We start from the raw sequence: 22,774 nt of genomic DNA, 5'->3' as shown, positions 1-22,774 counted from the left end.
TTAATTGATTTAAATATTTAAAATTAAAAGATTCCAGTTAATTATTAAAATTTTTGAATCCTTCAATCTTTTAATTTAAAAGTTATATGGCTGCTTCTTTTTTGAAGTAAGCAACGAAATCCTCCAGCTTCATCGCTCCAAGATCACCTTCTCCACGTCTTCTTACAGAAATCGTGCCTTCTTTCTCTTCATTTTCTCCTACAACAAGCATGAAAGGAATTTTATTCAATTCAGCATCACGGATCTTTTTACCTGTCTTCTCATTTCTTTCATCAATCTGACCGCTAATATCGTGATTTTCCAAAAATTGTGAAACTTTTTTTGAATAATCTACATATTTTTCACTGATTGGTAGAATAATAAACTGATCCGGGCTCAGCCATAACGGGAAATCACCTGCAGTGTTTTCCAGCAGAATAGCGATAAAACGCTCCATAGAACCGAAAGGTGCTCTGTGGATCATCACCGGTCTGTGCTTTTCATTATCATTTCCGATATAATGAAGATCAAATCTTTCCGGTAAGTTATAGTCTACCTGAATCGTTCCAAGCTGCCATTTTCTTCCCAAAGCATCCTTCACCATGAAGTCAAGCTTCGGACCGTAGAATGCCGCTTCTCCGTATTCTACAACTGTTTTTAAACCTTTCTTTTGAGCTGCATTGATGATCGCACTTTCTGCTTTCTCCCAGTTTTCATCAGAACCGATATATTTTTGTTTGTTTTCAGGATCTCTTAATGAAACCTGAGTTACAAAATCTTCAAACCCTAAAGATTTGAATACATACAACGTAAGATCAATTACTTTTTCAAATTCTTCAGAAAGCTGATCCGGAGTACAGAATAAGTGAGCATCATCCTGAGTAAATCCACGAACTCTCGTTAAACCGTGAAGCTCTCCACTTTGCTCATATCTGTATACCGTACCGAATTCTGCATATCTTTTTGGTAAATCTCTGTAGCTCCATTGTGAAGTTTTGTAAATTTCACAGTGGTGAGGACAGTTCATCGGCTTCAGCAAAAATTCTTCTCCTTCGTTCGGCGTTTTAATCGGCTGGAAGCTGTCTTCACCATATTTATCCCAGTGTCCTGAAGTTACATACAATTCTTTGGCTCCAATATGTGGAGACATAACGAATTCATAACCTCCTTTTTTCTGAGCATCAGAAAGGAAATTCTCCAGTTTTCTTCTTAAAGCAGTACCTTTTGGCAGCCAAAGTGGTAAACCTGCACCTACTTTTTCAGAGAATGCGAAGATTCCAAGTTCTTTACCTAATTTTCTGTGATCTCTTCTTTTAGCTTCTTCCAGTCTTTCTAGATATTCTGTAAGATCTTTCTGCTTAGGGAAAGAAATACCATATACTCTTGTTAATTGTGGGTTCTTTTCATTACCTCTCCAGTAAGCTCCTGCTGCATTTAATATTTTAACCGCTTTTACGATTCCTGTATTCGGAATGTGACCACCACGACATAAATCTGTGAAGTTATCGTGGGTTACAAAAGTGATTTCCCCATCATTAAGATTAGAGATCAATTCCACTTTGTAAGGGTTATCTGCATACGTCTTCAAAGCTTCTTCTTTAGAAACCGGATATAAAGAGAAAGTAGAACCTTTCTTTGCATTTTCCAGGATCTTTTTCTCAATCTTCTCAAAATCTTTTTCAGATAGACTTTCATCCCCGAAATCTACATCATAGTAGAATCCGCTTTCGATAGCAGGACCGATGGTCAACTTAGCATCAGGATAAAACTCAAGGATTGCCTGCGCCAGAAGGTGGGCAGAAGAGTGCCAGAAAGCCTTCTTTCCAAGATCATCATTCCAGGTCAAAAGCTGTACCGTAGAATCCGTGGTTATAGGTGTGGTCGTTTCTACTTGTTTGTCATTAACAATTGCGGAAATGGTGTTTCTAGCCAATCCCTCGCTTATAGATTTTGCCACATCAAGGGGAGTCACTGCTCCCTCGAATTCTTTGACACTATTGTCTGGAAGTGTAATTTTTATCATTGTTTACTAAGAAATTTTAAGATGCAAAAATACGGAATTTTTAGATAAAATACTATATTAGCATATATTTAGAATGAGAATTAATATTAAAAATGTAAAAGATGCAGATGGTTTTAGTCTCACTGAATTCCATATTTCGTTTTTCATAGAAAAATACCTTTGATTTTTTATTCATGATAATACCAATATTAAAATCCTTGTTCTTTTTGTAAGTCTTTAAAAACAAATTAATTACAATTAATATGAATGGTATAAATGTTGACCTTCACTGCGATTTATTATGCTATTTGCTGGAGCCGGGTTCATTAATTAACGACAAAGAACTTGGATGCTCACTTCCTTATTTAAAAGAAGGAAATGTAAAGCTTCAGGTGATGGCTATATACTCCGCGACAGGGCAAAATAGTACTGCTTACGGAGCAAAACAGAGCGAAATATTTTCAGATCTCCTGCAAAATGAAAGTTTTTTCTTATTCGATGGTAACAATTATAAAAATCCTGAAAATATAGGCAAAGTAGGAGTTATCGCTTCTATTGAAAATGCATCCGGCTTCTGTGGCGAAGATGACACTTTGGAAAAGGGTTTTAAAAATCTAGAAGCGATTATTGAAAAAACACAACGAATTCTTTACCTTGGAATAACCCATCATACTGAAAACCGCTTTGGAGGAGGAAACAATTCCGATGTAGGATTGAAAGATGACGGTAAAGTTCTGCTTGACTATTTCTCAGAAAAAAACATTGCTATTGATCTTGCCCACACCAGTGATCAGCTTGCCTATGGAATTCTTAATTATATTGATCAGAGAAACTACAAAATTCCTGTTATCGCAAGCCATTCCAACTACAGACAGGTACATGATAAAAAGAGAAATCTTCCCGATGAACTGGCGAAAGAAGTGATTAAAAGAAAAGGGCTGATCGGACTCAATTTTATCCGCAATTGTGTCGATGATACAAATCCGGAAATGTTATATGAACATATTCAGTACGGCCTTGATTTGGGCGGAGAAGATGCAGTTGCCTATGGTGCCGATTTTTTCTTCTGTAAAAACCATCCTGATAAATCCCGTCATCCATTTTTCTTTAAAGGATATGATGATGCATCTGCATTTAATGCTATCAATAAAGAAATTGAGAAGCGTTTTTCACATGAACTGATGGAAAAAATCAGCCATAGAAATGCATTGAATTTTATAAAGAAGATGTATAAATAAAATCATCATCCGATTACATCACAGCATAATTAACAGGTCGCTCCGGAGGAGCGACCTGTTAATACCTAAATCTATAAAAGATTATATTAAAAAATGTTTTTTGATGTTTTATTTTACATGAAATAAAACATTGTAAATTATTGAAAAATATATTTTTATATATTCTTATTTAATGCTTTCTTTTATACTTTACTTTCTGCTTGATAATCTCAATAACATCCACATTCTGAACTTTGGACTTAATCCATCCGTGGATGTCAATATAGAATAACGAACGTCTATAATATTCATTATTGGAATATTCTTCCAGCTTTTTATCAAAGCTTTCAAAAGCTTTTTGTCTCTGATCCGGGATTTGATTATTCAGGTTCTTAAAAAACTGAATGCTTTCAAAATGGAATTCTTCCGGTTTTTTCATTTTCTTCGCAAATTTCAAAGTAGAAGCAATAAATTCATCATAATCTTCATCATTGCCAGACTCATATTTTGCCATTAAGATCAGAATTCTTGTATGGAACAAGAGGTCTTCCTGTACATTTCCTTTGGATTCTATAATCCTCATAGAATATTCAATGGACTTTTCAAACATTTTACTTCCGAAGAACATGGCGGCCATTTTAAGGTAAAGAATCATAAAATGGTGCTCATCAATCCTCTCTCTGAGCTTTTCCATTTTTAATTCCACTTCAGGAATAAGTTTGGTTCCTGTGAAGAATTCTCCTTTTACAAAGTGAATATTCATCAGCGTATTGTACTGAGTAAGAAAAATAAGAGACTGAAGGTTCTCATTCTGAACAAAATTCTCCGAATGAACCATTGTATTGAAGTTCTGGAAATGTTCCTCCAGAATATCAATATTTCCGTATAAAAACAAAATTTTCAGCAAATACGTATTCCCTTTGATATACCAGACAGGATGGCTATAGATCATTTCAGGTTTCTTGTGAAAAAGATCGACCCATTGATAAGCATATTTCAAGGTATATTTATAGTCCTGTAAAAGCTGGTTTTTCCAGACATGGGCTTTGTAATACCATAATTTCTCTGTGAAATTCAATTTCTCAGGATTAATGTTTTTAATCTCGGAGTTAAAAACGTCCATGACTTCCTGCCGGTCTGCATCGTTTTTAACATAACCATGGGTCAGCATTTCGCTATATAATTTCAACGAAAGATTGGATAATTTTGTTGTATAACGGTTTTGTTTACTGATCTCCTGAGACTGCTTGATAAGCTCTTCGGCACGACCTTCAATACTTCGTGTAATGAATTGTGATTCAATTACTTTTTCAAGATCTATGATCTCCGAAGCAATACTCTTTTCATCCAGTTCCAAAGCTGTCTGTTTGGTCTTGTCCAATATCTTTAAAGCCTGTTTATAAAGTCCTTTCTGATACAGGATATTGGCAAAATCCAACTGTTCACGAAGCTGGATTCTATAGTTCTGATGACTCGGGTTCATGCGGAGACTCACCAGGATTTGTTTGTAAAGATGGGCTTTAAGGTTAGAAAGCTGTTGTTTTGTAGATATTTTTTTCTCAATAATAATACTTTCGTCATATTCTTTCATCTTGTCCATCTCAGAAAATAACAATAGGAATTTGGCATCTACGTTAATTCCGAGTCGGTTTACGTAGAGCTTAAACTGTCTTTTTTCAGAGGTGGTCAATGACTTTACCAATACAAACAAAAAATCTTTCTGCAATTCTGCCATTGTAAATTTTAAGGAATTAAATTATTGATTAATAAATAAATACAATTGTTTTTTGAGCTGTTGAATATTGTAATTTTCAGGAAAAATGAAAATAAAAAAATATCGCAAGCTGTAGTTTTGAGCCAAAATTAAGTAAAAAACTTCACTTATGAATTCCGAAAAAATCGAAATATTTGATACGACACTGAGAGATGGGGAACAGGTTCCGGGATGTAAACTGAATACGGAACAGAAGCTGATTATTGCTGAAAGGCTTGACGAATTAGGAATTGATATCATTGAAGCAGGATTCCCGATTTCCAGCCCCGGAGATTTTGAATCGGTTTCAGAAATTTCAAAACTGGTGAAAAATGCAAAGGTATGCGGACTCACAAGAGCGAATAAAAAAGATATTGATGTAGCAGCAGAAGCGCTGAAGTTGGCAAAGAAACCAAGAATCCATACAGGAATCGGAACTTCGGATTCTCATATTAAATACAAGTTCAACTCCACAAGAGAAGATATTATTGAAAGAGCGGCAGAAGCAGTAAAATATGCGAAAACATATGTTGAAGACGTTGAATTTTATGCTGAAGATGCAGGAAGAACAGATAATGAATATCTGGCGCGAGTGTGTGAAGCGGTGATCAAAGCAGGAGCAACTGTCCTGAATATTCCTGATACTACAGGATATTGCCTGCCGGAAGAGTATGGTCAGAAAATAAAATATCTGAAAGAAAACGTAAAGGGAATTGAAAAAGCAGTGCTTTCATGTCATTGCCATAACGATCTGGGACTGGCTACTGCCAATTCTATTGCCGGAGCAATTAATGGAGCCCGCCAGATTGAATGTACGATCAACGGATTGGGAGAAAGAGCGGGTAATACAGCGCTGGAAGAAGTCGTCATGATTTTAAAACAGCATAAAAATCTGAATCTGCATACTGATGTGAATTCCAGAATGCTGAATGAAATGAGCGCAATGGTATCTGATCTGATGGGAATGTCTGTGCAACCCAACAAAGCTATTGTAGGAGCTAATGCCTTTGCTCACAGCTCAGGAATTCATCAGGACGGAGTCATTAAAAACAGGGAAACATATGAAATCATAGATCCTGCAGAAGTAGGCGTGAATGCCTCTTCAATCATTCTTACTGCCAGAAGCGGACGTTCAGCATTGGCTTACCGTTTCAAGCATATCGGTTATGAGGTTACCAAAAATGAACTTGATTATCTGTATCAGGAATTTTTGAAAATCGCTGACCTTAAAAAAGAAATAGACAACGATGATCTGAGTGTTATGATGGATTCTTTCGCCAGAAAAATAGGATAGGTTTGATTTAAATCAAGATAAAGTAAACAATGAACAACAGTAAAAAGACACTTTTTGATAAAGTTTGGGACGCTCACGTGGTAGAAACCATTCCTGACGGACCTCAGATCATTTATATAGACAAACATCTTATTCATGAGGTAACAAGCCCTCAGGCTTTTGCAGAACTTGAATCCAGAAATCTGGAAATCTTCAGACCTGAACAGATTGTTGCGACTGCGGATCACAATGTACCTACCTTGCATCAGGATCAGCCTATTAAAGATGATCTTTCGAGAAATCAGGTAGAACAGCTTACAGAAAACTGTAAAAAAAATAATATTGAACTTTTCGGATTGGGACATCAATATCAGGGGATTGTTCATATCATCGCTCCGGAATTAGGGATTACCCAGCCGGGCATGAGTATTGTGTGTGGTGACAGCCATACCTCTACCCATGGGGCATTTGGATCAATTGCCTTTGGGATTGGAACCAGCCAGGTAGCTCAGGTATTTGCCAGCCAGTGTTTATTGCTGAACAAGCCGAAATCAATGAGAATTACCGTCAATGGCAAATTAAACGAAAATGTTCAGCCTAAAGATGTGATTCTTTATATCATTTCAAAAATAGGAACAGACGGCGGAACAGGATATTTCTGCGAATATGCAGGTAATGTCTTCGAAGAAATGTCAATGGAAGGAAGAATGACGGTCTGCAACATGAGTATTGAAATGGGTGCGAGAGGCGGAATGATTGCTCCGGATGAAACTACTTTTGAATACGTAAAGGGAAGAAAATTCGCCCCGGAAGGAGAAGACTGGAATGAAAAAGTAGCCTATTGGAGAACCTTGAAAACAGATGAAGGCGCTGTTTTTGATCAGGAACTCAGCTTTGATGCTTCGGATATTTATCCTATGATTACCTACGGTACTAATCCAGGAATGGGGATTTCAATCCGCGAAGTGATTCCGGCACCGCAAAATGAATCTGAAGAGAAAGCTTTACAATATATGGGACTGGAAGCCGGACAGGCAGTTAACAGTATCAAAGTTAATTATGTGTTCATAGGAAGCTGTACCAATGCAAGAATAGAAGATTTCCGTTCTGCAGCCCAGTATATTAAAGGGAAAAGCAAATCTGAGGCTGTAAAAGCACTGATTGTTCCCGGATCTCAGCAGGTGGTTAAACAGATTTATGAGGAAGGTTTGGATAAAATATTCAGTGATGCAGGATTTCAGATTCGTCAGCCGGGATGTTCTGCATGTCTGGCGATGAATGATGATAAAATCCCGGAAGGAGAATATTGTGTTTCCACTTCCAACAGAAACTTTGAAGGCAGACAGGGACAAGGCTCAAGGACAATTCTTGCCAGCCCGCTTACTGCAGCAAAAGCAGCCATAGAAGGTAAAATATCAGCTTTTGAAAGTTTAAACTAAACAGATTAAAAGTAAATGCAAAAATTAGTTGTTTTAAAATCCCGTGCAGTTCCACTGCCGGCAGAAAATATAGATACAGACCAGATTATTCCGGCAAGATTCCTGAAAAGTATAGACAGAAAAGGGTTCGGAGAAAATCTGTTCAGAGACTGGAGGTTCAATATTCATACTGGGGAACCTAATCCGGACTTTGTTTTAAACAATCCCAAATTTGGTGGTGAGATTCTTGTTGCAGGAAATAATTTCGGTTGTGGGAGTAGTCGTGAACATGCTGCCTGGTCTTTAACGGATTATGGATTCAAGGTCATTGTTTCAAGTTATTTCGCGGATATCTTTAAAGGAAATGCTTTGAATAACGGCCTTCTTCCTGTAAAAGTTTCCGAAGAATTTTTAAAAGAAATTTTAGAGGGTATCAATGAAAATCCTGATAATGAAATCGCTATTGATGTAGAACTACAGTCCATCAGCTTTAAAGATACCACTGAAACCTTTGAATTAGATTCTTATAAAAAAATATGCCTGCTGAATGGCTATGACGATATTGATTTTTTAATCAGCAGAAAGCAGACGATCACAGAATTTGAATTAAAAACACAAAAAGCAAATGAGCGACAATTATTTTAAAATCGCGGTTCTTCCCGGAGATGGGATTGGCCCGGAAATCATCGGTGAAAGCATTAAAATATTAGATGCTATTGCTGAAGCTTTTCAATGTAAATTCCATTTTGAATATGGATTAATCGGTGCAGAGGCTATTTTTAAAACTGGAAATCCTTTGCCCGAAGAAACGCTGAAAATCTGTAAAGAGTCTGATGCTGTACTGTTCGGAGCTATTGGTGATCCGATTTTTGATAACAATCCGGAAGCGAAAGTAAGACCTGAACAGGGATTATTGAAACTTCGCAAGGAGTTAGGATTGTTTGCCAATATCCGTCCTTTAAAAACCTATGCCTCTCTGATTGATAAAAGCCCATTGAAAAGAGAAATTATTGAAGGTGCTGATATTCAGATTTTCAGAGAACTGGTAAGCGGAATCTATTTTGGTGAAAAATTTACAGATCCGGAAGGTGCTTACGCTTATGATGTCTGCAAATACAGCCGTGAAGATATTATTCCGATTGCGCACATGGCGTTTCAGGAAGCACAGAAAAGAAAGAAAAAGCTTACGCTTATCGATAAAGCCAATGTTTTGGATACGTCAAGATTGTGGAGAAAGACGTGTCAGGAAATTGCACCGGAATATCCGGATGTAGAGCTTGATTATATGTTTGTGGACAACGCAGCCATGCAGCTGATCCTTAATCCTAAGCATTTTGATGTCATTGTAACGGAAAATATGTTTGGTGATATTATTTCCGATGAAGCAAGTGTGATCGGAGGATCCATCGGATTGTTACCATCTGCTTCAGTAGGAGAGAAGAATGCTTTGTTTGAGCCTATTCACGGATCTTATCCACAGGCGAAAGGGAAAGGAATTGCCAATCCTGTTGCTTCTATTTTAAGTGTGGCGATGATGCTGGATCATCTTGGTTTAAAGACCGCAGCAGAAAAATTAAGACAGTCGGTAGAGCATGCTATTGAGAATAAGTATGTCACAATCGATCTTAATAGCAAACAGTATTACTCCACAAGTGAAGTGGGAAGCTTTATTGCCGATCATATCAGATATTCTGAAAAGTCTTATTACAATTTTGAAAATATTAAGATCGGAAAATCGACCATTGTATAGAAACAAAAGTTCAGTTAGATAGTTAGAAAGAAAAGTTCCGCCTCGTATGAGACGGAACTTTTCGTTTTTCATTATAATAAAGCCTTAAAAGCTCTTTTATTTTTTTGTGTTATCCGTTTTTCCTGATTTGTTTTTGGAAGACTTCTGAACATCTTCTTTGTCAATATCAGGTGGATTGGTCTTTTTTGATGCTGCAGGAATATTCTGGAAATCCTGATTTTGCTTTTGGGTTTCTGCGGTATTGGCAGATTCTTTCCTGGTGGTTTTTCCTTTTGTATTCATGAGTTTGAATTTTAAATGTAAACAATATGGATATTATCATTCAAAGGGTTTGCCAAACAGAAATATTTTAACCTAAAGTCCCAGAATACCAATTTTTCCGGTCTTGTCTTCTATTTCATAATTCAAAGCCTTAGCCAATACAAAAATATTATTCAGGTTTTCCATGAGCTGCTTACGGCCTTCTGTTCTCAACTGATTCTGATCAATTGATTTTTCTGCCGTTTCTTTAGCTTTAGCTGTAACATTTTTAATGTCTTTTTCCGAGATCCTGTTAATAAAAGAATCGTCTAAAGATTGAATTTCAACACTTGGAGTTATTCTGATCTCAGCATCAGGAAGCTCGGTAATAATAAGCTTTTTATTGATGGAATCTACTTCGATCTTCATTTTGTTAAGATCATAAGAAACCTGTGCATTGGTTTTGGTATACGTAATAATGCTGTTGCTGGAAATTTCTTTCCCAAAAACTTCATAACCCATTTTGGTTTTCTGCATACTGGAAGTATTCTGCTCCATGACCACCATCTTATTCATCTTGGAAATCTGATTGGTCAGGATATAATAATCCGATTTTTCAGTTTTATTTCCAGGGTTCAGGCAGGATTTCAGACCAAAAAACAGCAGCACCATCGCACCAGCACCGGCTACAAAGGATAATATTGTTCTATAATTTCTCAAAATCTATTTAAAAATTTCTTTGATGACAGATGAATCGTTCTTTTTCAGAATTTGAACCAAATCCCTTTCAATATATCCTGTAGTGGGCATTTCTATAATTCTACCTACTTCTTTTCCATATCTTTTCAGAATAATGGTAGGAACTTTCTGAAGATTGTAAAGACTTTCGTCTCCGGTAGGAGATTCTTTCTTACGGTTAACAGCAATAATATTCAATTTATTTTCCGGATAACCTACGGCTTCCAATATTTTCATCAGTCTTGGAAAATCTCTGTGGCTGTCTTCGCACCAGGTTCCCATAAAAACAATAATATCATAGGTTCCGATTCTCTCTTTTTTTAATTCACTGACTGCTTTTTGATCAAGAACATACTCATCATGTTCTTTCACATACCAATCTGCATAAGGAGCTTTTAAAAACTGCTCTTTCAACTGGTTTCCCAAAAGCATTTTGCCGTCATTCTGGGTTTCAACTTCACGGTTTACCACTACTTTTTGTGCAGTAAGCTGTTGTGAAGCCAAAAACAAGGTTGAAAAGGCAACAATATTGGTAATAAATTTTTTCATATTTTATTTTTCGATAATTGATTTTAAATCAGCAGGAGAGTAGTATTTGTTTTTCAATACTTTATGATCTGCCTGTCTGTAAACATTGAATTTTTCTCCGGACTTTTCATAAAAAGATTCTACTTTCTTCTCTTTGTAAAATTCAACAGTTTCCTTTGCCTGCTCTTCATTATCACATGCCTTCGACATATTGGAGCGCTGAACTTCGTTGAATAGCTCTACAAATTTGTTGCCAAGTCCGAATTCCAGTACAGCACCACTCAAAACATACTGAAGATCACACAATGCATCAGCAATTTCTACAATATTATTGTCAGCAATCGCCTGCTTCAGTTCGTTTAATTCTTCCTGTAAAAGTTCTACTCTCAGATTGCATCTTTCTGGAGAAGGAATTTGTGGGGTATCTAAAATAGGGGCTTTGAAAGTAGTATGGAATTCTGCTACTTGGTTCAGACTATCAATTTTATCCATGAATTTTTTTATTTCCCACAAAGATAGAAAAGGATTTGTAAAATGTGAAATGTACACGAGTAAAATATGAGACTCAAAAGCGCAGGCTGTCTATTGTTTTAATTTTATTCCCGCGAATTAAAGTTAATAGGTATTCTAAACCATGATTTTACTGGTGTTCCATTCTTTTTTGCCGGACTCCACTTCCCTTTTATTTTTTTCAGAGCAAATTTTACATCCTCAAGAAGAATTTTATTGTTTTCTACTTTGGGCTCAATATCTACATTGATGATGTCTCCATTTTCATCTATTGAAAAGGATATAAGAAATGTTCCTTTTGGGTTGTAAGTTTCCCAATCCAAATAATTATTTAAGCTTTCAACAACTTCTTTTCTAAATGCTTTCATCCCTCCGGGCATGGCAGCGGATTGATATGATTTAACAATATCGTAATCAGGTTTGTAATTTTCAAAAAAATCTTTGGGTTGAAATAGAAAATCGAAATAAGCGGCAACTTTCTGTCCGTTTTGTTCTGCAGGCTGCCAGTTTTTTAAGCTTCCTAAAGATTTGACAGCAAGAGTAAAAGCGCATTTGTTCTTTTCTATAATAGGATCATCGCTCTTTTTCTTTACTAAAGCAGGTTTACCTTTCTCATCAATCTTTAGGCTTACAAAATACATCTCATTTTGATCACATGGTTTTGATCTGCTTTTCAGGAAATAGTCCTGCATATCTGAGAACAATTGGATAGAACCTCCTTGGTATGGAAACTGGTTATCAGGATACTGGGCAAGTGTTTTTTGTGAATATGCTGGCTTAAAGAACAGCATGAAAAGAAGTAAAGTAATCTTTTTCATGAATTAATGTGTTTTCCTGGTTATCAATAATGTTATTAATTTCTTCACTAAAGTAAGAAAAAGTCCACAATCTGAAACTTGTGGACTTTTAATAGGATATAGATAAGATTTCAATTACTCATATTTCCAGATTCCTGAGATAGTCAATATCATCAATCCTGGCTGCTTTTCCCCATAGCTGAAAACGCCTATATATTTTGAATGACAGGAAGTGCAATCGATACCAAAATATAAAGTAGGTAAATCATTAACTGTTAATTCTCCGAAATGCAACATTCTTTGAGAAGTTCCGTTGACAATTTTGTGCTTTAACAATTCATTTTTAGATACTACTTTATCTTCATGATACAGCTGCAGAACGGGAAATCCTGATTCATAAGGTACTATTGCAACGGTATTTTTGTTGCCGCAATGACAGCAGGTGAAAGTGGTTATTGCTGATGGAAGAGCTTCATCGTTGATGAAGGTGCTTTTTTCAACAGTAGCTTTTTCGGTTAGGTTTATTTTTTCTGATATTGAATACATCTGGGTTGATTTATGGCTGAATAACTGTACCTACTAAATTAGTGTATTTTCCGCTTGGGCTTTTCTTAATGGTAACTTTTATATAACCTTCTTCAGCCAGCTTATTCCATGTTTTCTGGTAACCCGTGTTGATGTCGATAGGGATTTTCCACATGGTTTGTTTTCCTTTCCCTGCCTGGTTAAACCAAGGAATGATGTCTGCGGTTTGGGTTTTAAACTGCATGGAACTATTCAAAACATCGATTTCATAGTAAAAATCATACTTGTCTTCAGGTTGATTTAATGCTCTTTGGGTAAAAGTATAAGTGTAACCATTGATAATAGGACTTGTAAAACTTCCTCCTAATGTAGGAACTCCGGTACCGGTATAGTTGCCCACTGCTCCGCTGTATCTGTCGAATTTTTGTCCAACCTGTAAAGGAACATCATCAACAATATTATAACCTCCGTTGGCAGGCGGCCATCCACCATTTAAATTATTAGCTTTAAAAAGTGATTCCAATTCACTCCATTTTCCCCTTTTGTATAGGTCATAAGCTTGATTTTTTATGGCTTGACTTACCGAATTACCGGGATCATAGGTTACTGCCAATTCATCCGCATTTTTGTAGAATACAGTGGTCACATCCGGATTGATGTCTATTACTTCATCATCATCAGAACTACAGGCAACCGAGAAAGAAGTGATGGCTAAAAAAAAGATGTACTTAAATAAATGTTTCATATAAAAAAATTTTAAATTATCTTAAAATAATGTGGTATTAGAGGGAATTACCTTTTTGAAACATCATATTATTTACAAAGATTTTAAATGAATTACTGAAATGAGGATTAGTAATGATTTTCTGTTCAGTAAGAGAAATTTTTGAGGCTGGAATTTGTTTTAATAATACACTTTTCTGACAGTAAAGTGTAGAAATATCAATTTACTCCGAAATAGAGTCAAAAACAGCAGCTGCATGAGACATCAAAAACGGCTTTGGAGCTCCCTTAAATACAATCTGGGTAAACGGCACAATAAAATATTGTTATGCGATAAATTTAAATTAAAAAACTCAAATTATAGTTATTTTGTTTTAAATAAAATGTTTTTATGTAATTAATTTCATTTATAATTGTTTATTGTGATGATATTTTACTTTAAAAAAATAAAACTGCCCCATAAGGAGCAGTTTTTACATCGTTTAATTGTAAAGGATTAGTTTTTAACAAATCTCTTAGAAGATTCTCCGATTTGAATCATATAAGCACCTTTGATAAGGTTGCTTACGTTCACTGATCCTCTTTGTAGTTTTCCTGAGTCGATTAATTTTCCACCCATATCGAAGATTTTGTAATCTTCAGAAGTTGTATTGGAAATATAAAGTATATCTCTTGCAGGGTTTGGATAAAGTTTCACATCGGTGATCAGATCTTTCGTACTATGAAGATCTCCTTTTCCGGAAGAAACAATATTAAGGGTATAATCTTCTACTTGTCCGTAAGTGAAAGCTTCACATGAAGAAGTAGGGATTGAACTATACTTCATCATTACTCTCATTCTTGTAGAACCAACAGTAGCGGTAGCCGGGATTGTAATAGATCCTGTAACCGGACTTGTTGTAGAACCTGCTTTTGTCCATGCCAGCTCTCCGCTGTCTGTAAAGTCTCCGTCTCCGTTGTAATCAATATAAACCGCGTAAGCTTCGCTGTATTTTGTGGAAGTCCAAACCGGAGTAATGGAAATTGTGTAAGCGCTTCCTCTTGTAACATTCGTGGAAACTGAAGTGAAGTTTTCATATCCTGCAGTTCCTGTAGACGTATTATTGATAGATCCAAAGGTTACATTTCCTATTCTTTCATCTGCTGTGTTTGAGGCCGAAGAAGAACAATAAGTAACCGTTCCTCCGGAAAGAGTCGTAACACTTACAGTGTTGCTGGAAACAGAAGCATTTCCTGCCGCATCTTTTGCTTTCACAGAGAAAGAATACGTAGTTGTCGGTGAAAGTCCTGTTACAGTATATGTAGTAGAAGCCGTAGAACCAATTAATGAAGCTCCCTGATATACATCGTATCCGGTAACACCAACATTATCTGTAGCTCCAGACCATGAAAGGTTAGTGGTTGTAGCTGTAGTTCCTGAAGCTGCAAGGGTAGGCGCGGTAGGAGCAACGGTGTCAGGAGTTCCGGAACCTGCATTTACAGAGATGTTAGCATTGTTAACATCAAAGAAAATGTGGTTTGATCCTTTTACCATAATTCTTCCTGTCGTTGTATTGGCATTAGGAATAGTAACTGCCTGTGAGCCATCATTCGGAGTTCCTGCCAATAGAGTAGTCCATGTATTTCCACTGTCTGTAGACCAAAGGATATCCACATTAGCAGCATTTACCCCGTTGGCTGTAGTTCCTGCCACATTCCATGTTACTGTCTGAGAACTTCCTCCGGCGTATGTTGTTGCAGAGTTCTGTGAAGTGATATTGAATGGTCCGGCAGTTCCGTTAACAGTGATAACAGCATCATCGGAATTATTTCCTGAACCTCCTGCTTTGTTATCACGAACAGTAAATCTGAAGTTTAATGTTCTGGCAACTGAAGAAAGAGCCTCAACTGTGATTTCAGAACCAGCTGTAGTAGTTGCTCCGGTTAAAATCGAAGCCATTCTTGGAAAATATCTTACAGGTGCAGTAGTAGGAGTCCATGATCTGAAATTAGGTCCTGAGTCTTTTGTAGCACTTGCGGCGGAACTTGCTCCTGTCTGAGAAGAAGAAGCGTTGTCCATTTGTTCCCAGATGTAGGTTAAAGAATCTCCGTCAGCATCCGTTCCTGTTCCTGTCAGTACGAATGGAGTTCCTTTTGGAATAGTATAATCTAATCCTGCATTGGCTGTAGGAATTGAATTTCCTGTATTGGTATTAACAGAGCAGGTTTTAGCTTTAATATTATTGGTGATTTGTTGGATACTGATTGCATGGAAAAACGCGTCAGAATGCGGCTGGATATCCTGGCTGGTAATTCCTGCATATCCCATAATGGTTGATCCTGAACCTGGTTCCATATTGGCACCTGTTCCTTCATTATTCATGGAGAAGGTGTGGTTTCCACCGAACTGATGTCCCATTTCATGAGCTACATAGTCGATATCGAAATTATCTCCTGAAGGAATGGCATCTGCCGGAGAAGTATAACCACTTCCTTTTGATCCGTTTGTACAGATACAGCCGATACATCCTGCATTTCCTCCACCTCCTGAAGCTCCGAACAAGTGTCCGATGTCATAATTAGCTTCGCCAATTACAGATGTTAAAGTGCTTTGCAGCTGTGAATTCCAGTTGCTCATTCCTGAAGCAGCAGAATAGGGGTCTGTAGACGCATTGGTGTAGATGACAGCATCATTGTTGGCAATCAGAACCATTCTTGCAGCGAAATCTTTTTCAAAAACACCGTTTACACGGGTCATTGTGGTGTTCATTGCTGCTAAAGCCTGAGCTTTTGTACCTCCGAAATAAGTGGTGTATTCTCCTGTGCACGATAATGCCAGTCTGAATGTTCTCAGTTTGGCATCGTCAGCGTTAGGTCTTGCTGCAAGAGCAGAATTGGAAACTCCTTTCTGTGCGGCATCCACCACGGTACATTCAAATTTGTTAAGATCATCTTTTTTGTCAGATTTTCTGTACACTACATACGAAGAAAGATCTTTGGTGTAAGGCTCGATGAAAACAGCCGATTTGTCACCATAAATTTCCATAGATGACAGTCCTAGTGGAGAAACACTGAAATAAACTGTGGAATTAGGATCATCCAGACCTTGTCCTACATAGGATTTGATATCCGGATATTTTGCTGCCAACTCAGGGGCAAAATTGGAATTCTCCCTCACTTTAAAATTTTCCATTCTGCCTTCAGAATTCGGAAAAGAGATGATGAGTTCTGATTTTTCGCCTGCAGCCAGTCTCTTGGGAGCTTTTGCCAGAATGTTTTTCAATCCGTTGATATCCAGGTTGTATACCTTAGGATTGCTGATGCCGGTTTTGTTTGCAAAGATTTCTGATGAAGTTCTTTTTGAACCTTCAGACCAAAGACGGTCAGTCTGTGCGAAAGAAATACCCGAAATAAGGAGCATTCCAATCAGCGTTAATTGTTTTTTCATATTAAATATTAAATTTGATTGTGGAATATCAAATCTAATAAAAAATATATTACGGAAAACAAAATTTTTTAAGGAATATTTGGAGTTTGTATATAATATATTATGCAATACATTATATATAATTGAAAAGGCTCATTAATACAGAAAAGTGAAAGTAATGAAGAATGCGTTGATTTTGAAAAAAATATTATATTGATATTTTGTTTGTTATTTAATTAAAATGAGACAATATAAATTGATAATTATTTAAAGATATGTGAATAATGTTAGTAAATTGAATTTATTACGCTATTCCGTATTCAGTAGACAAAAAAAGCTGTTCCAGAATGAAACAGCTTACTATATTTAATGTATGTAATCCTTAATTACATTTTATCATCAGCAGTGGGGCCATAAAGTCCCGGAACTTTATTTCCGGTTGATCTTAGGTAAACCACAAGCTCACCTCTGTGATGGTACAAATGATTATAAAGAAAAGCTCTTACCACCTGAACCTTTGGCATAGGAGGGAAAAGTACATTTCCATCCATTTCCATTTTCCATTCATTGAAATAAGTGTTCTCATCCGAGTTTTCAAGAGCTTTCTGTGCGTTGGCAACATTTTCTTCGAATTTTGCAAGGATATTCTCCGCTTTGGAAATATCTCCTTTGTCATACTTATACGTACCCATATCAAAAATATCCTTATTGAAAGTGGATTCGTACCAATTGTATACTTCAGCAATGTGAGAGGCAAGCTGACCGGTTGTCCAGTTTTTTTCGGACGGTTTCCAGTCTAGTGCGCTGTCGGGGATTGCCTGTAAAATTTTTCTGGTGTTTTCAGCTTCATGCAGAAATTCACCTAAAAGTGCCTGTTTAATCATTTGTATTGGGATTTTAAAATGTTATTTCGTGATATCTCTTCCGATGACCAGTCTCTGGATTTCAGAAGTTCCTTCTCCAATCGTACAAAGCTTAGAGTCTCTATAGAACTTTTCAGCAGGGAAGTCCTTTGTATATCCGTATCCACCGAAGATCTGAACTGCATTGTTTGAGATTCTTACACAAGCCTCAGAAGCATATAATTTAGCCATAGCTCCTTCTTTTGTCATTTTTTGTTTTGCATTTTTAAGTGTAGAAGCTCTTTGGATAAGAAGTTCAGCGGCATCAATTTCTGTAGCCATATCTGCTAACATGAAGTTGATTGCCTGGAAATCTGCAATAGGTTTTCCGAACTGATGTCTTTCTTTTGCATATTTCAAAGCAGCTTTGTAAGCTCCTCTTGCAGTACCTAAACTTAATGCAGCAATAGAAATTCTACCTCCGTCCAAAACTTTCATAGCCTGCTTGAAGCCTTCACCTACCTCTCCTAAACGGTGAGAATCCGGTACACGTACGTTATCAAAAATTAATTCTGCTGTTTCAGAAGCACGCATTCCCAGTTTATTTTCTTTTTTTCCGGAAGTAAAACCAGGCATTCCTTTTTCTAAAACAAAAGCAGTAGAGTTGTTCTTAGCACCTATTTCTCCTGTTCTTGTCATTACTACGGCAATATCTCCTGAAATAGCGTGAGTAATGAAATTTTTAGCTCCGTTGATGATCCATTCATCACCATCTTTTACAGCTGTAGTAGACATGCCTCCTGAATCAGAACCTGTGTTGTGCTCAGTCAGTCCCCAAGCTCCGATTACTTTTCCGGAAGCCAGCTGAGGAAGCCATTTGTGTCTTTGTTCTTCATTTCCAAATTCGTAAATATGATTGGTGCAAAGTGAGTTGTGTGCTGCTACAGAAAGACCAATAGATGGGTCAACTTGAGAAATTTCGTCCAGAATAGTAACATACTCATGATAACCTAAGCCGGAACCTCCATATTGTTCAGGAACTACAATTCCCATAAAACCCATCTCACCCAATTGGTGGAATAACTCTTTTGGAAACGTTTGGCTTTCATCCCATTCCATAATATTCGGTCTGATGTTCTTTTCTGCGAATTCTCTAGCGGTTTCCGCTATCATTTTGATGTTGTCAATAGTCTCTGTATTCATATAATAATAGTTAGTTCCCAAAGATAACCAAATTGATGGAATGCTAAAATAAATTATTTCAATCGTAATATCTAAAGGGTAATCCCTTTAGTTTTCAAATTTTTATATTTTCAGAATTAATACTTTATTAATAAAATATTCAGTCCTTTCCGTTTTTTATTTCACTATTTTAGTTCCCCAATTTTTAAAGCATGAAAAAATTTCTACTTCCTATCATTTTAATTTCCTCTTATATTTCTGCGCAGGTTCCTGCCGGATATTACGACGGAACTGCCGGATTGACAGGATATGCTCTGAAATCAAAACTTCATGATATTATTTCTGAAAAGATGGTCAACTGGCATTATGACGATCTTAAGGTGTTGTATGGACAGACTGATCTGGATAAATATTATGATCATGATGCTTCCAATACTCAGTATCTGCTGGATATCTATTCTGAAATTCCTTCAGGACCTGATTCTTATGAATATACTGCGGATCAGCTGGTAGCAGGTGTCGGTATGGAAGGGCAGGGGTATAACAGAGAACATATGATGCCGCAAAGTACATTCAGTACAAGCTCATCTATCAGTGATTATCCTATGTATTCGGATCTGAATTTTATAATTCCTGTTGATGGATGGATCAACCAGCGCAGGAGCAATTATCCTTATGGAATAGGAAATAATACCAGCCATTATATTTTTTCCAACACTTCGAGAATATCCAATGCAGCTATTCCCAATTACCCTTATACCGGAAGAGTGTATGAACCTATTAATGAATTCAAAGGTGATATTGCCAGGAGCTTGTTGTATTTTGCAGTACGGTATGAAGGAAAATTAGGTTCATTTAATACAGCTTATACTACTTCGGCCAATCTTACTCCGGCTACTGATCAGTGTCCATTGGATGGAACGGAAGAAAGAGCGGTTGATCTTGCTTATATTGCTATGCTGAAACAATGGAGTGCAGCAGATCCTGTTTCACAAAGAGAAATTGACCGGAACAATGCTGTTTATACTATACAAAAAAATAGAAATCCATTTATAGATCATCCTGAGTGGATTGATATGATCTGGTCCGAAACGCCTGATAATATTGCTCCCGCAGCTCCCGGATCACTGGTTTCAACCCAGCAGAATGCTTATTTTGTGAATCTGAGCTGGACGGCTTCTCCTGATAATGATGTTTTAGGCTACAGAGTTTATATGAATGGATCAGCGACACCTGTTGCGGTTACAAAAGGGACTTCCATCAGCATCGATCATCTGAGCCCGTCAACCATCTATACTTTTACGGTGAAAGCTTTTGATAAAGCATACCTGGAATCTCCATTCAGTAATACGGTGACAGCCTCAACAATTGCTTCGGATTCCTATGCCTCGGATCTTATCATTACCAAATATATATCCGGAACAAATACGGAATCTGTGAAAAATAATGCGCTGGAAATCGTCAATAAAACAGGACATGAGGTTAATTTAAATAATTACAGAATTAATATTCAGTTTAAAAATAGTCTATCCGGAGATTTCTATAATGGTGACACATATGAATTGGAAGGCAGGGTAGGAAACAATGAAACTTTTGTTATCCTGAATCCGAAAGGCACTTTATCATGTTATACTCCTGATGAGGCAAGATTTGCTACAGCTTCTGATCCTATGATGTTTGCGGGAGGAAATTATGTGGAACTTGCGTATAACAAAACAGTTACAGTAGATGCTATCGGGGTAAAATACACGACCAATAATAACGGGAACGTATCTTTATACAGAAAGAACACCATCAATCAGCCTAATAATACTTTTACTATCAGTGAATGGGATTCTTATCCGTCCAATTACTGTCAGAACCTTGGTGGCACATTGTCTACAGCAGAATTCATTACGGTTAAGAATGAGTTTACAATATATCCGAATCCTGTTTACGATAATCTATATGTGAACGGAGAAGTTACCCATGTAAAAATGGCTCAGGTTATAGATCTTTCCGGGAAAGTAATTTATACGGAGAAGGATCCTTTCAGGTATAAGAAAAGTATTCCGGTGATGGGAATTCCTACAGGAATATATTTCTTAAAGCTTGATGAGGAAGCGCATCAGTTTATTAAAAAGTAAATAAAATCAGATTTAAATACTACAATTTTGTGACCATCCCAACCTAACAGGTTTAAAAACCTGTTAGGTTTATTTTTAATATAATATAGAAACAAAGTTGGAGATTGCTTCACTTTGCTCGCAATGAGTGTTCTAGCCCTGATAGCAGCGGTTGCCCCGGAGTATAAGTGGGAGAAATGGAGGGTTAAGAAGCCGGAGTAGGTAGGAGCGAGGAGTATTAGCGGATAGCAGGAACAGCTTCTTGCCTGAAAAAAATGAAAAAAGTAGAGTTAAAGTAAATATAATACTAAAAGATCGGACATTTTTTTGCATTTCTGTAATTTTGTAGTTTTATATAATGCCTTAAAAACCTTATGTTTACTACATCATTGATATAAGCTGATTCGCTAATAATGAATATCTATAAGTGTTTCTGCTTATATTTTTTATATATAAGTAATTATGCTTATATTTGCAGTATGATAGCGGTCATTACCGGTGATATTATAAATTCACAGCATGCGGACACTGAAGTTTGGATTACCAGACTTAAACATCTTCTCGAAAAATGGGGAAGCGCTCCTCACACATGGGAAATCTACAGGGGAGATGAGTTTCAGTTCAAGTGCAAAATTGATGACGTTTTCTGGCGTTTTCTAGCCATAAAATCTCTTATTAAAAGTGTCGAAAATCTGGATGTAAGAATGGCCATAGGTATTGGTGAGGAAAGTTTCTCTTCTGAGAAGATCACTGAATCTAATGGTACAGCTTATGTTAATTCAGGAAGACTGCTTAATGATCTTAAAAGTGACGGTCATACGGTTGCTATTAAAACCTCCAGTGATCCGGTGGACAGGGATCTTAATATCCTGTTGAAATGGTCGTCCAAGGATTTTGATAACTGGACGATGGCTACGGCAGAGATTATTCATGAAATGATCATGAATCAGGATATCACACAGGAGGATCTTGCTAAGAGATTTGCTATTTCACAGTCTTCGGTAAGCCAGAGACTGAAACGAGCCAACTATGAGCTCATCGTGGAAACCAATCAGTATTTCAGAAAGAAAATCTCAGAATTATAGGCATGATCTTCATCAAACTCATATTGGCACATCTACTCGGAGATTTTATACTTCAGCCAAATTCATGGGTTGCAGATAAGGAAAACTATAAACTGAAAAGTAAGTTTTTATACATTCATGTTCTGATTCACATTGTTTTAAGTCTGATTTTTATTTGGGATCTTCAGCTTTGGTGGGTTGCTGTATTAGTGGGAATAACTCACTTTATTATTGATGCAGCCAAGCTTAGTTTCCAGAATGTAAAGACTAAGAAAAGATGGTTTTTCATAGATCAGCTGCTGCATATTCTTGTGATTGGCGGAGTTTCTTTTTATTTCCAGGAATTCAGCTTTGGATTTTTACAGAATCAGGAATTTTTAAAGGTAATTATGGCGGCACTGTTTTTAACAACACCGGCTTCTATTTTTATAAAAATCTTATTGTCATCATGGACGCCTGCTCCGGATGGCCCCAATACTATTCAAACCGAATCTTTATCAAGTGCCGGAAAATATATCGGAATTTTAGAACGCCTGCTGGTTTTCACTTTTATTATGGTGAATCACTGGGAAGGCGTAGGTTTCATGGTGGCTGCCAAATCTGTTTTCAGATTCAGCGACCTTGCACAGGCAAAACAGAGAAAGCTTACAGAATATGTATTAATTGGTACACTGCTGAGTTTTGGACTGGCTGTCTTAACAGGAATAATAATAAAATAAATT

Annotated in this window: 20 protein-coding genes; 8 read left to right on the top strand and 12 right to left on the bottom strand. The window is 36.8% G+C overall.

The annotated features are described in order from the left end of the window. Positions 1–82 precede the first annotated feature (82 nt). A complete protein-coding gene (thrS, locus tag KBP46_RS03585; protein WP_216444646.1) occupies positions 83–2,002 on the bottom strand; it encodes a threonine--tRNA ligase in 1,920 nt (639 codons plus the stop codon). Between the two features lie 242 nt (positions 2,003–2,244). Between thrS and KBP46_RS03580 the strand changes: the two genes are divergently transcribed. After that, positions 2,245–3,219: a dipeptidase gene (locus tag KBP46_RS03580; RefSeq protein ID WP_216444645.1), complete on the top strand. Its 975-nt coding sequence runs from the start codon at positions 2,245–2,247 to the stop codon at positions 3,217–3,219. Positions 3,220–3,388: 169 nt separating this feature from the next. Here the strand turns inward: KBP46_RS03580 and KBP46_RS03575 are convergent, their stop codons facing one another. After that, the gene (locus KBP46_RS03575) at positions 3,389–4,933 is read right to left on the bottom strand and encodes a hypothetical protein (RefSeq protein WP_123278248.1); all 1,545 of its coding nucleotides are present in this window, start codon (positions 4,931–4,933) and stop codon (positions 3,389–3,391) included. A 148-nt stretch (positions 4,934–5,081) separates the two neighbouring features. Here KBP46_RS03575 and KBP46_RS03570 point away from each other — a divergent pair, with 148 nt between their 5' ends. Genes KBP46_RS03570 through leuB form a run of 4 tightly spaced genes read left to right on the top strand, consistent with a single transcriptional unit; the run spans position 5,082 to position 9,392 of the window. Beyond that, positions 5,082–6,245, top strand: a complete 1,164-nt coding sequence (locus KBP46_RS03570; RefSeq protein ID WP_082798676.1) for a 2-isopropylmalate synthase — start codon at positions 5,082–5,084, stop codon at positions 6,243–6,245. Between the two features lie 29 nt (positions 6,246–6,274). Then, on the top strand, positions 6,275–7,663 hold the full coding sequence (gene leuC, locus KBP46_RS03565) for a 3-isopropylmalate dehydratase large subunit (RefSeq protein WP_216444644.1): 1,389 nt from the start codon (positions 6,275–6,277) through the stop codon (positions 7,661–7,663). Positions 7,664–7,678: 15 nt separating this feature from the next. After that, positions 7,679–8,287 (top strand): 3-isopropylmalate dehydratase small subunit, encoded by a 609-nt coding sequence (gene leuD, locus KBP46_RS03560; RefSeq protein WP_062669734.1) that lies wholly within the window; start codon positions 7,679–7,681, stop codon positions 8,285–8,287. After that, positions 8,268–9,392 carry a 3-isopropylmalate dehydrogenase gene (gene leuB / locus KBP46_RS03555; RefSeq protein ID WP_120231067.1) on the top strand — a complete coding sequence of 375 codons (1,125 nt, stop codon included), beginning with the start codon at positions 8,268–8,270 and terminating at the stop codon, positions 9,390–9,392. The genes leuD and leuB overlap by 20 nt, the downstream gene beginning before the upstream one ends. A 96-nt stretch (positions 9,393–9,488) precedes the next feature. On the opposite strand, the gene KBP46_RS03550 is transcribed toward leuB, so the two are convergent. From KBP46_RS03550 to KBP46_RS03505, 10 genes are all read right to left on the bottom strand, one after another. Further along, positions 9,489–9,674, bottom strand: coding sequence for a hypothetical protein (locus KBP46_RS03550; RefSeq protein ID WP_123278245.1), 186 nt, complete (start codon positions 9,672–9,674; stop codon positions 9,489–9,491). 72 nt (positions 9,675–9,746) lie between these two features. Beyond that, a complete protein-coding gene (locus tag KBP46_RS03545; RefSeq protein ID WP_062669730.1) occupies positions 9,747–10,352 on the bottom strand; it encodes a DUF4230 domain-containing protein in 606 nt (201 codons plus the stop codon). 3 nt (positions 10,353–10,355) lie between these two features. After that, a complete protein-coding gene (locus KBP46_RS03540) occupies positions 10,356–10,919 on the bottom strand; it encodes a thioredoxin family protein (protein WP_062669728.1) in 564 nt (187 codons plus the stop codon). Positions 10,920–10,922: 3 nt separating this feature from the next. Beyond that, positions 10,923–11,390 carry a nucleoside triphosphate pyrophosphohydrolase family protein gene (locus tag KBP46_RS03535; RefSeq protein ID WP_216444643.1) on the bottom strand — a complete coding sequence of 156 codons (468 nt, stop codon included), beginning with the start codon at positions 11,388–11,390 and terminating at the stop codon, positions 10,923–10,925. Positions 11,391–11,494: 104 nt separating this feature from the next. Then, positions 11,495–12,226, bottom strand: coding sequence for an energy transducer TonB (locus tag KBP46_RS03530; RefSeq protein WP_216444642.1), 732 nt, complete (start codon positions 12,224–12,226; stop codon positions 11,495–11,497). A 114-nt stretch (positions 12,227–12,340) separates the two neighbouring features. After that, entirely contained in the window at positions 12,341–12,751 is a 411-nt protein-coding gene (locus KBP46_RS03525) for a hypothetical protein (RefSeq protein ID WP_216444641.1), read from the bottom strand. Positions 12,752–12,761: 10 nt separating this feature from the next. After that, a complete protein-coding gene (locus tag KBP46_RS03520) occupies positions 12,762–13,475 on the bottom strand; it encodes a glycohydrolase toxin TNT-related protein (protein WP_120231070.1) in 714 nt (237 codons plus the stop codon). 474 nt (positions 13,476–13,949) lie between these two features. Then, positions 13,950–16,880 (bottom strand): reprolysin-like metallopeptidase, encoded by a 2,931-nt coding sequence (locus tag KBP46_RS03515; RefSeq protein WP_216444640.1) that lies wholly within the window; start codon positions 16,878–16,880, stop codon positions 13,950–13,952. Positions 16,881–17,245: 365 nt separating this feature from the next. Next, positions 17,246–17,743: a DinB family protein gene (locus tag KBP46_RS03510; protein WP_062669718.1), complete on the bottom strand. Its 498-nt coding sequence runs from the start codon at positions 17,741–17,743 to the stop codon at positions 17,246–17,248. Positions 17,744–17,764: 21 nt separating this feature from the next. Further along, on the bottom strand, positions 17,765–18,904 hold the full coding sequence (locus KBP46_RS03505; protein ID WP_120231072.1) for an acyl-CoA dehydrogenase family protein: 1,140 nt from the start codon (positions 18,902–18,904) through the stop codon (positions 17,765–17,767). 191 nt (positions 18,905–19,095) lie between these two features. Here KBP46_RS03505 and KBP46_RS03500 point away from each other — a divergent pair, with 191 nt between their 5' ends. From KBP46_RS03500 to KBP46_RS03490, 3 genes are all read left to right on the top strand, one after another. Then, complete coding sequence (locus tag KBP46_RS03500; RefSeq protein WP_216444639.1) at positions 19,096–21,009, top strand: endonuclease; 1,914 nt, start codon at positions 19,096–19,098, stop codon at positions 21,007–21,009. Between the two features lie 458 nt (positions 21,010–21,467). Next, positions 21,468–22,073, top strand: a complete 606-nt coding sequence (locus tag KBP46_RS03495; RefSeq protein ID WP_034698295.1) for a SatD family protein — start codon at positions 21,468–21,470, stop codon at positions 22,071–22,073. A 2-nt stretch (positions 22,074–22,075) separates the two neighbouring features. Then, positions 22,076–22,771 (top strand): DUF3307 domain-containing protein, encoded by a 696-nt coding sequence (locus KBP46_RS03490; protein ID WP_062669712.1) that lies wholly within the window; start codon positions 22,076–22,078, stop codon positions 22,769–22,771. Positions 22,772–22,774 lie beyond the last annotated feature (3 nt).

The organism is Chryseobacterium sp. PCH239, from assembly GCF_018924625.1.
GTDB classification, from domain to species: Bacteria; Bacteroidota; Bacteroidia; order Flavobacteriales; family Weeksellaceae; genus Chryseobacterium; species Chryseobacterium cucumeris.
Note: the sequence above shows the minus strand (reverse complement) of the source record. Positions and strands in the feature narration are given on the sequence as shown.

Bases quoted from the DNA above. Each gene is read 5' to 3' on its own strand.
- thrS (WP_216444646.1), bottom strand. From the start codon at position 2,002: ATGATAAAAATTACACTTCCAGACAATAGTGTCAAAGAATTCGAGGGA.
- KBP46_RS03580 (WP_216444645.1), top strand. From the start codon at position 2,245: ATGAATGGTATAAATGTTGACCTTCACTGCGATTTATTATGCTATTTG.
- KBP46_RS03575 (WP_123278248.1), bottom strand. From the start codon at position 4,933: ATGGCAGAATTGCAGAAAGATTTTTTGTTTGTATTGGTAAAGTCATTG.
- KBP46_RS03570 (WP_082798676.1), top strand. From the start codon at position 5,082: ATGAATTCCGAAAAAATCGAAATATTTGATACGACACTGAGAGATGGG.
- leuC (WP_216444644.1), top strand. From the start codon at position 6,275: ATGAACAACAGTAAAAAGACACTTTTTGATAAAGTTTGGGACGCTCAC.
- leuD (WP_062669734.1), top strand. From the start codon at position 7,679: ATGCAAAAATTAGTTGTTTTAAAATCCCGTGCAGTTCCACTGCCGGCA.
- leuB (WP_120231067.1), top strand. From the start codon at position 8,268: ATGAGCGACAATTATTTTAAAATCGCGGTTCTTCCCGGAGATGGGATT.
- KBP46_RS03550 (WP_123278245.1), bottom strand. From the start codon at position 9,674: ATGAATACAAAAGGAAAAACCACCAGGAAAGAATCTGCCAATACCGCA.
- KBP46_RS03540 (WP_062669728.1), bottom strand. From the start codon at position 10,919: ATGAAAAAATTTATTACCAATATTGTTGCCTTTTCAACCTTGTTTTTG.
- KBP46_RS03535 (WP_216444643.1), bottom strand. From the start codon at position 11,390: ATGGATAAAATTGATAGTCTGAACCAAGTAGCAGAATTCCATACTACT.
- KBP46_RS03530 (WP_216444642.1), bottom strand. From the start codon at position 12,226: ATGAAAAAGATTACTTTACTTCTTTTCATGCTGTTCTTTAAGCCAGCA.
- KBP46_RS03525 (WP_216444641.1), bottom strand. From the start codon at position 12,751: ATGTATTCAATATCAGAAAAAATAAACCTAACCGAAAAAGCTACTGTT.
- KBP46_RS03520 (WP_120231070.1), bottom strand. From the start codon at position 13,475: ATGAAACATTTATTTAAGTACATCTTTTTTTTAGCCATCACTTCTTTC.
- KBP46_RS03515 (WP_216444640.1), bottom strand. From the start codon at position 16,880: ATGAAAAAACAATTAACGCTGATTGGAATGCTCCTTATTTCGGGTATT.
- KBP46_RS03510 (WP_062669718.1), bottom strand. From the start codon at position 17,743: ATGATTAAACAGGCACTTTTAGGTGAATTTCTGCATGAAGCTGAAAAC.
- KBP46_RS03505 (WP_120231072.1), bottom strand. From the start codon at position 18,904: ATGAATACAGAGACTATTGACAACATCAAAATGATAGCGGAAACCGCT.
- KBP46_RS03500 (WP_216444639.1), top strand. From the start codon at position 19,096: ATGAAAAAATTTCTACTTCCTATCATTTTAATTTCCTCTTATATTTCT.
- KBP46_RS03495 (WP_034698295.1), top strand. From the start codon at position 21,468: ATGATAGCGGTCATTACCGGTGATATTATAAATTCACAGCATGCGGAC.
- KBP46_RS03490 (WP_062669712.1), top strand. From the start codon at position 22,076: ATGATCTTCATCAAACTCATATTGGCACATCTACTCGGAGATTTTATA.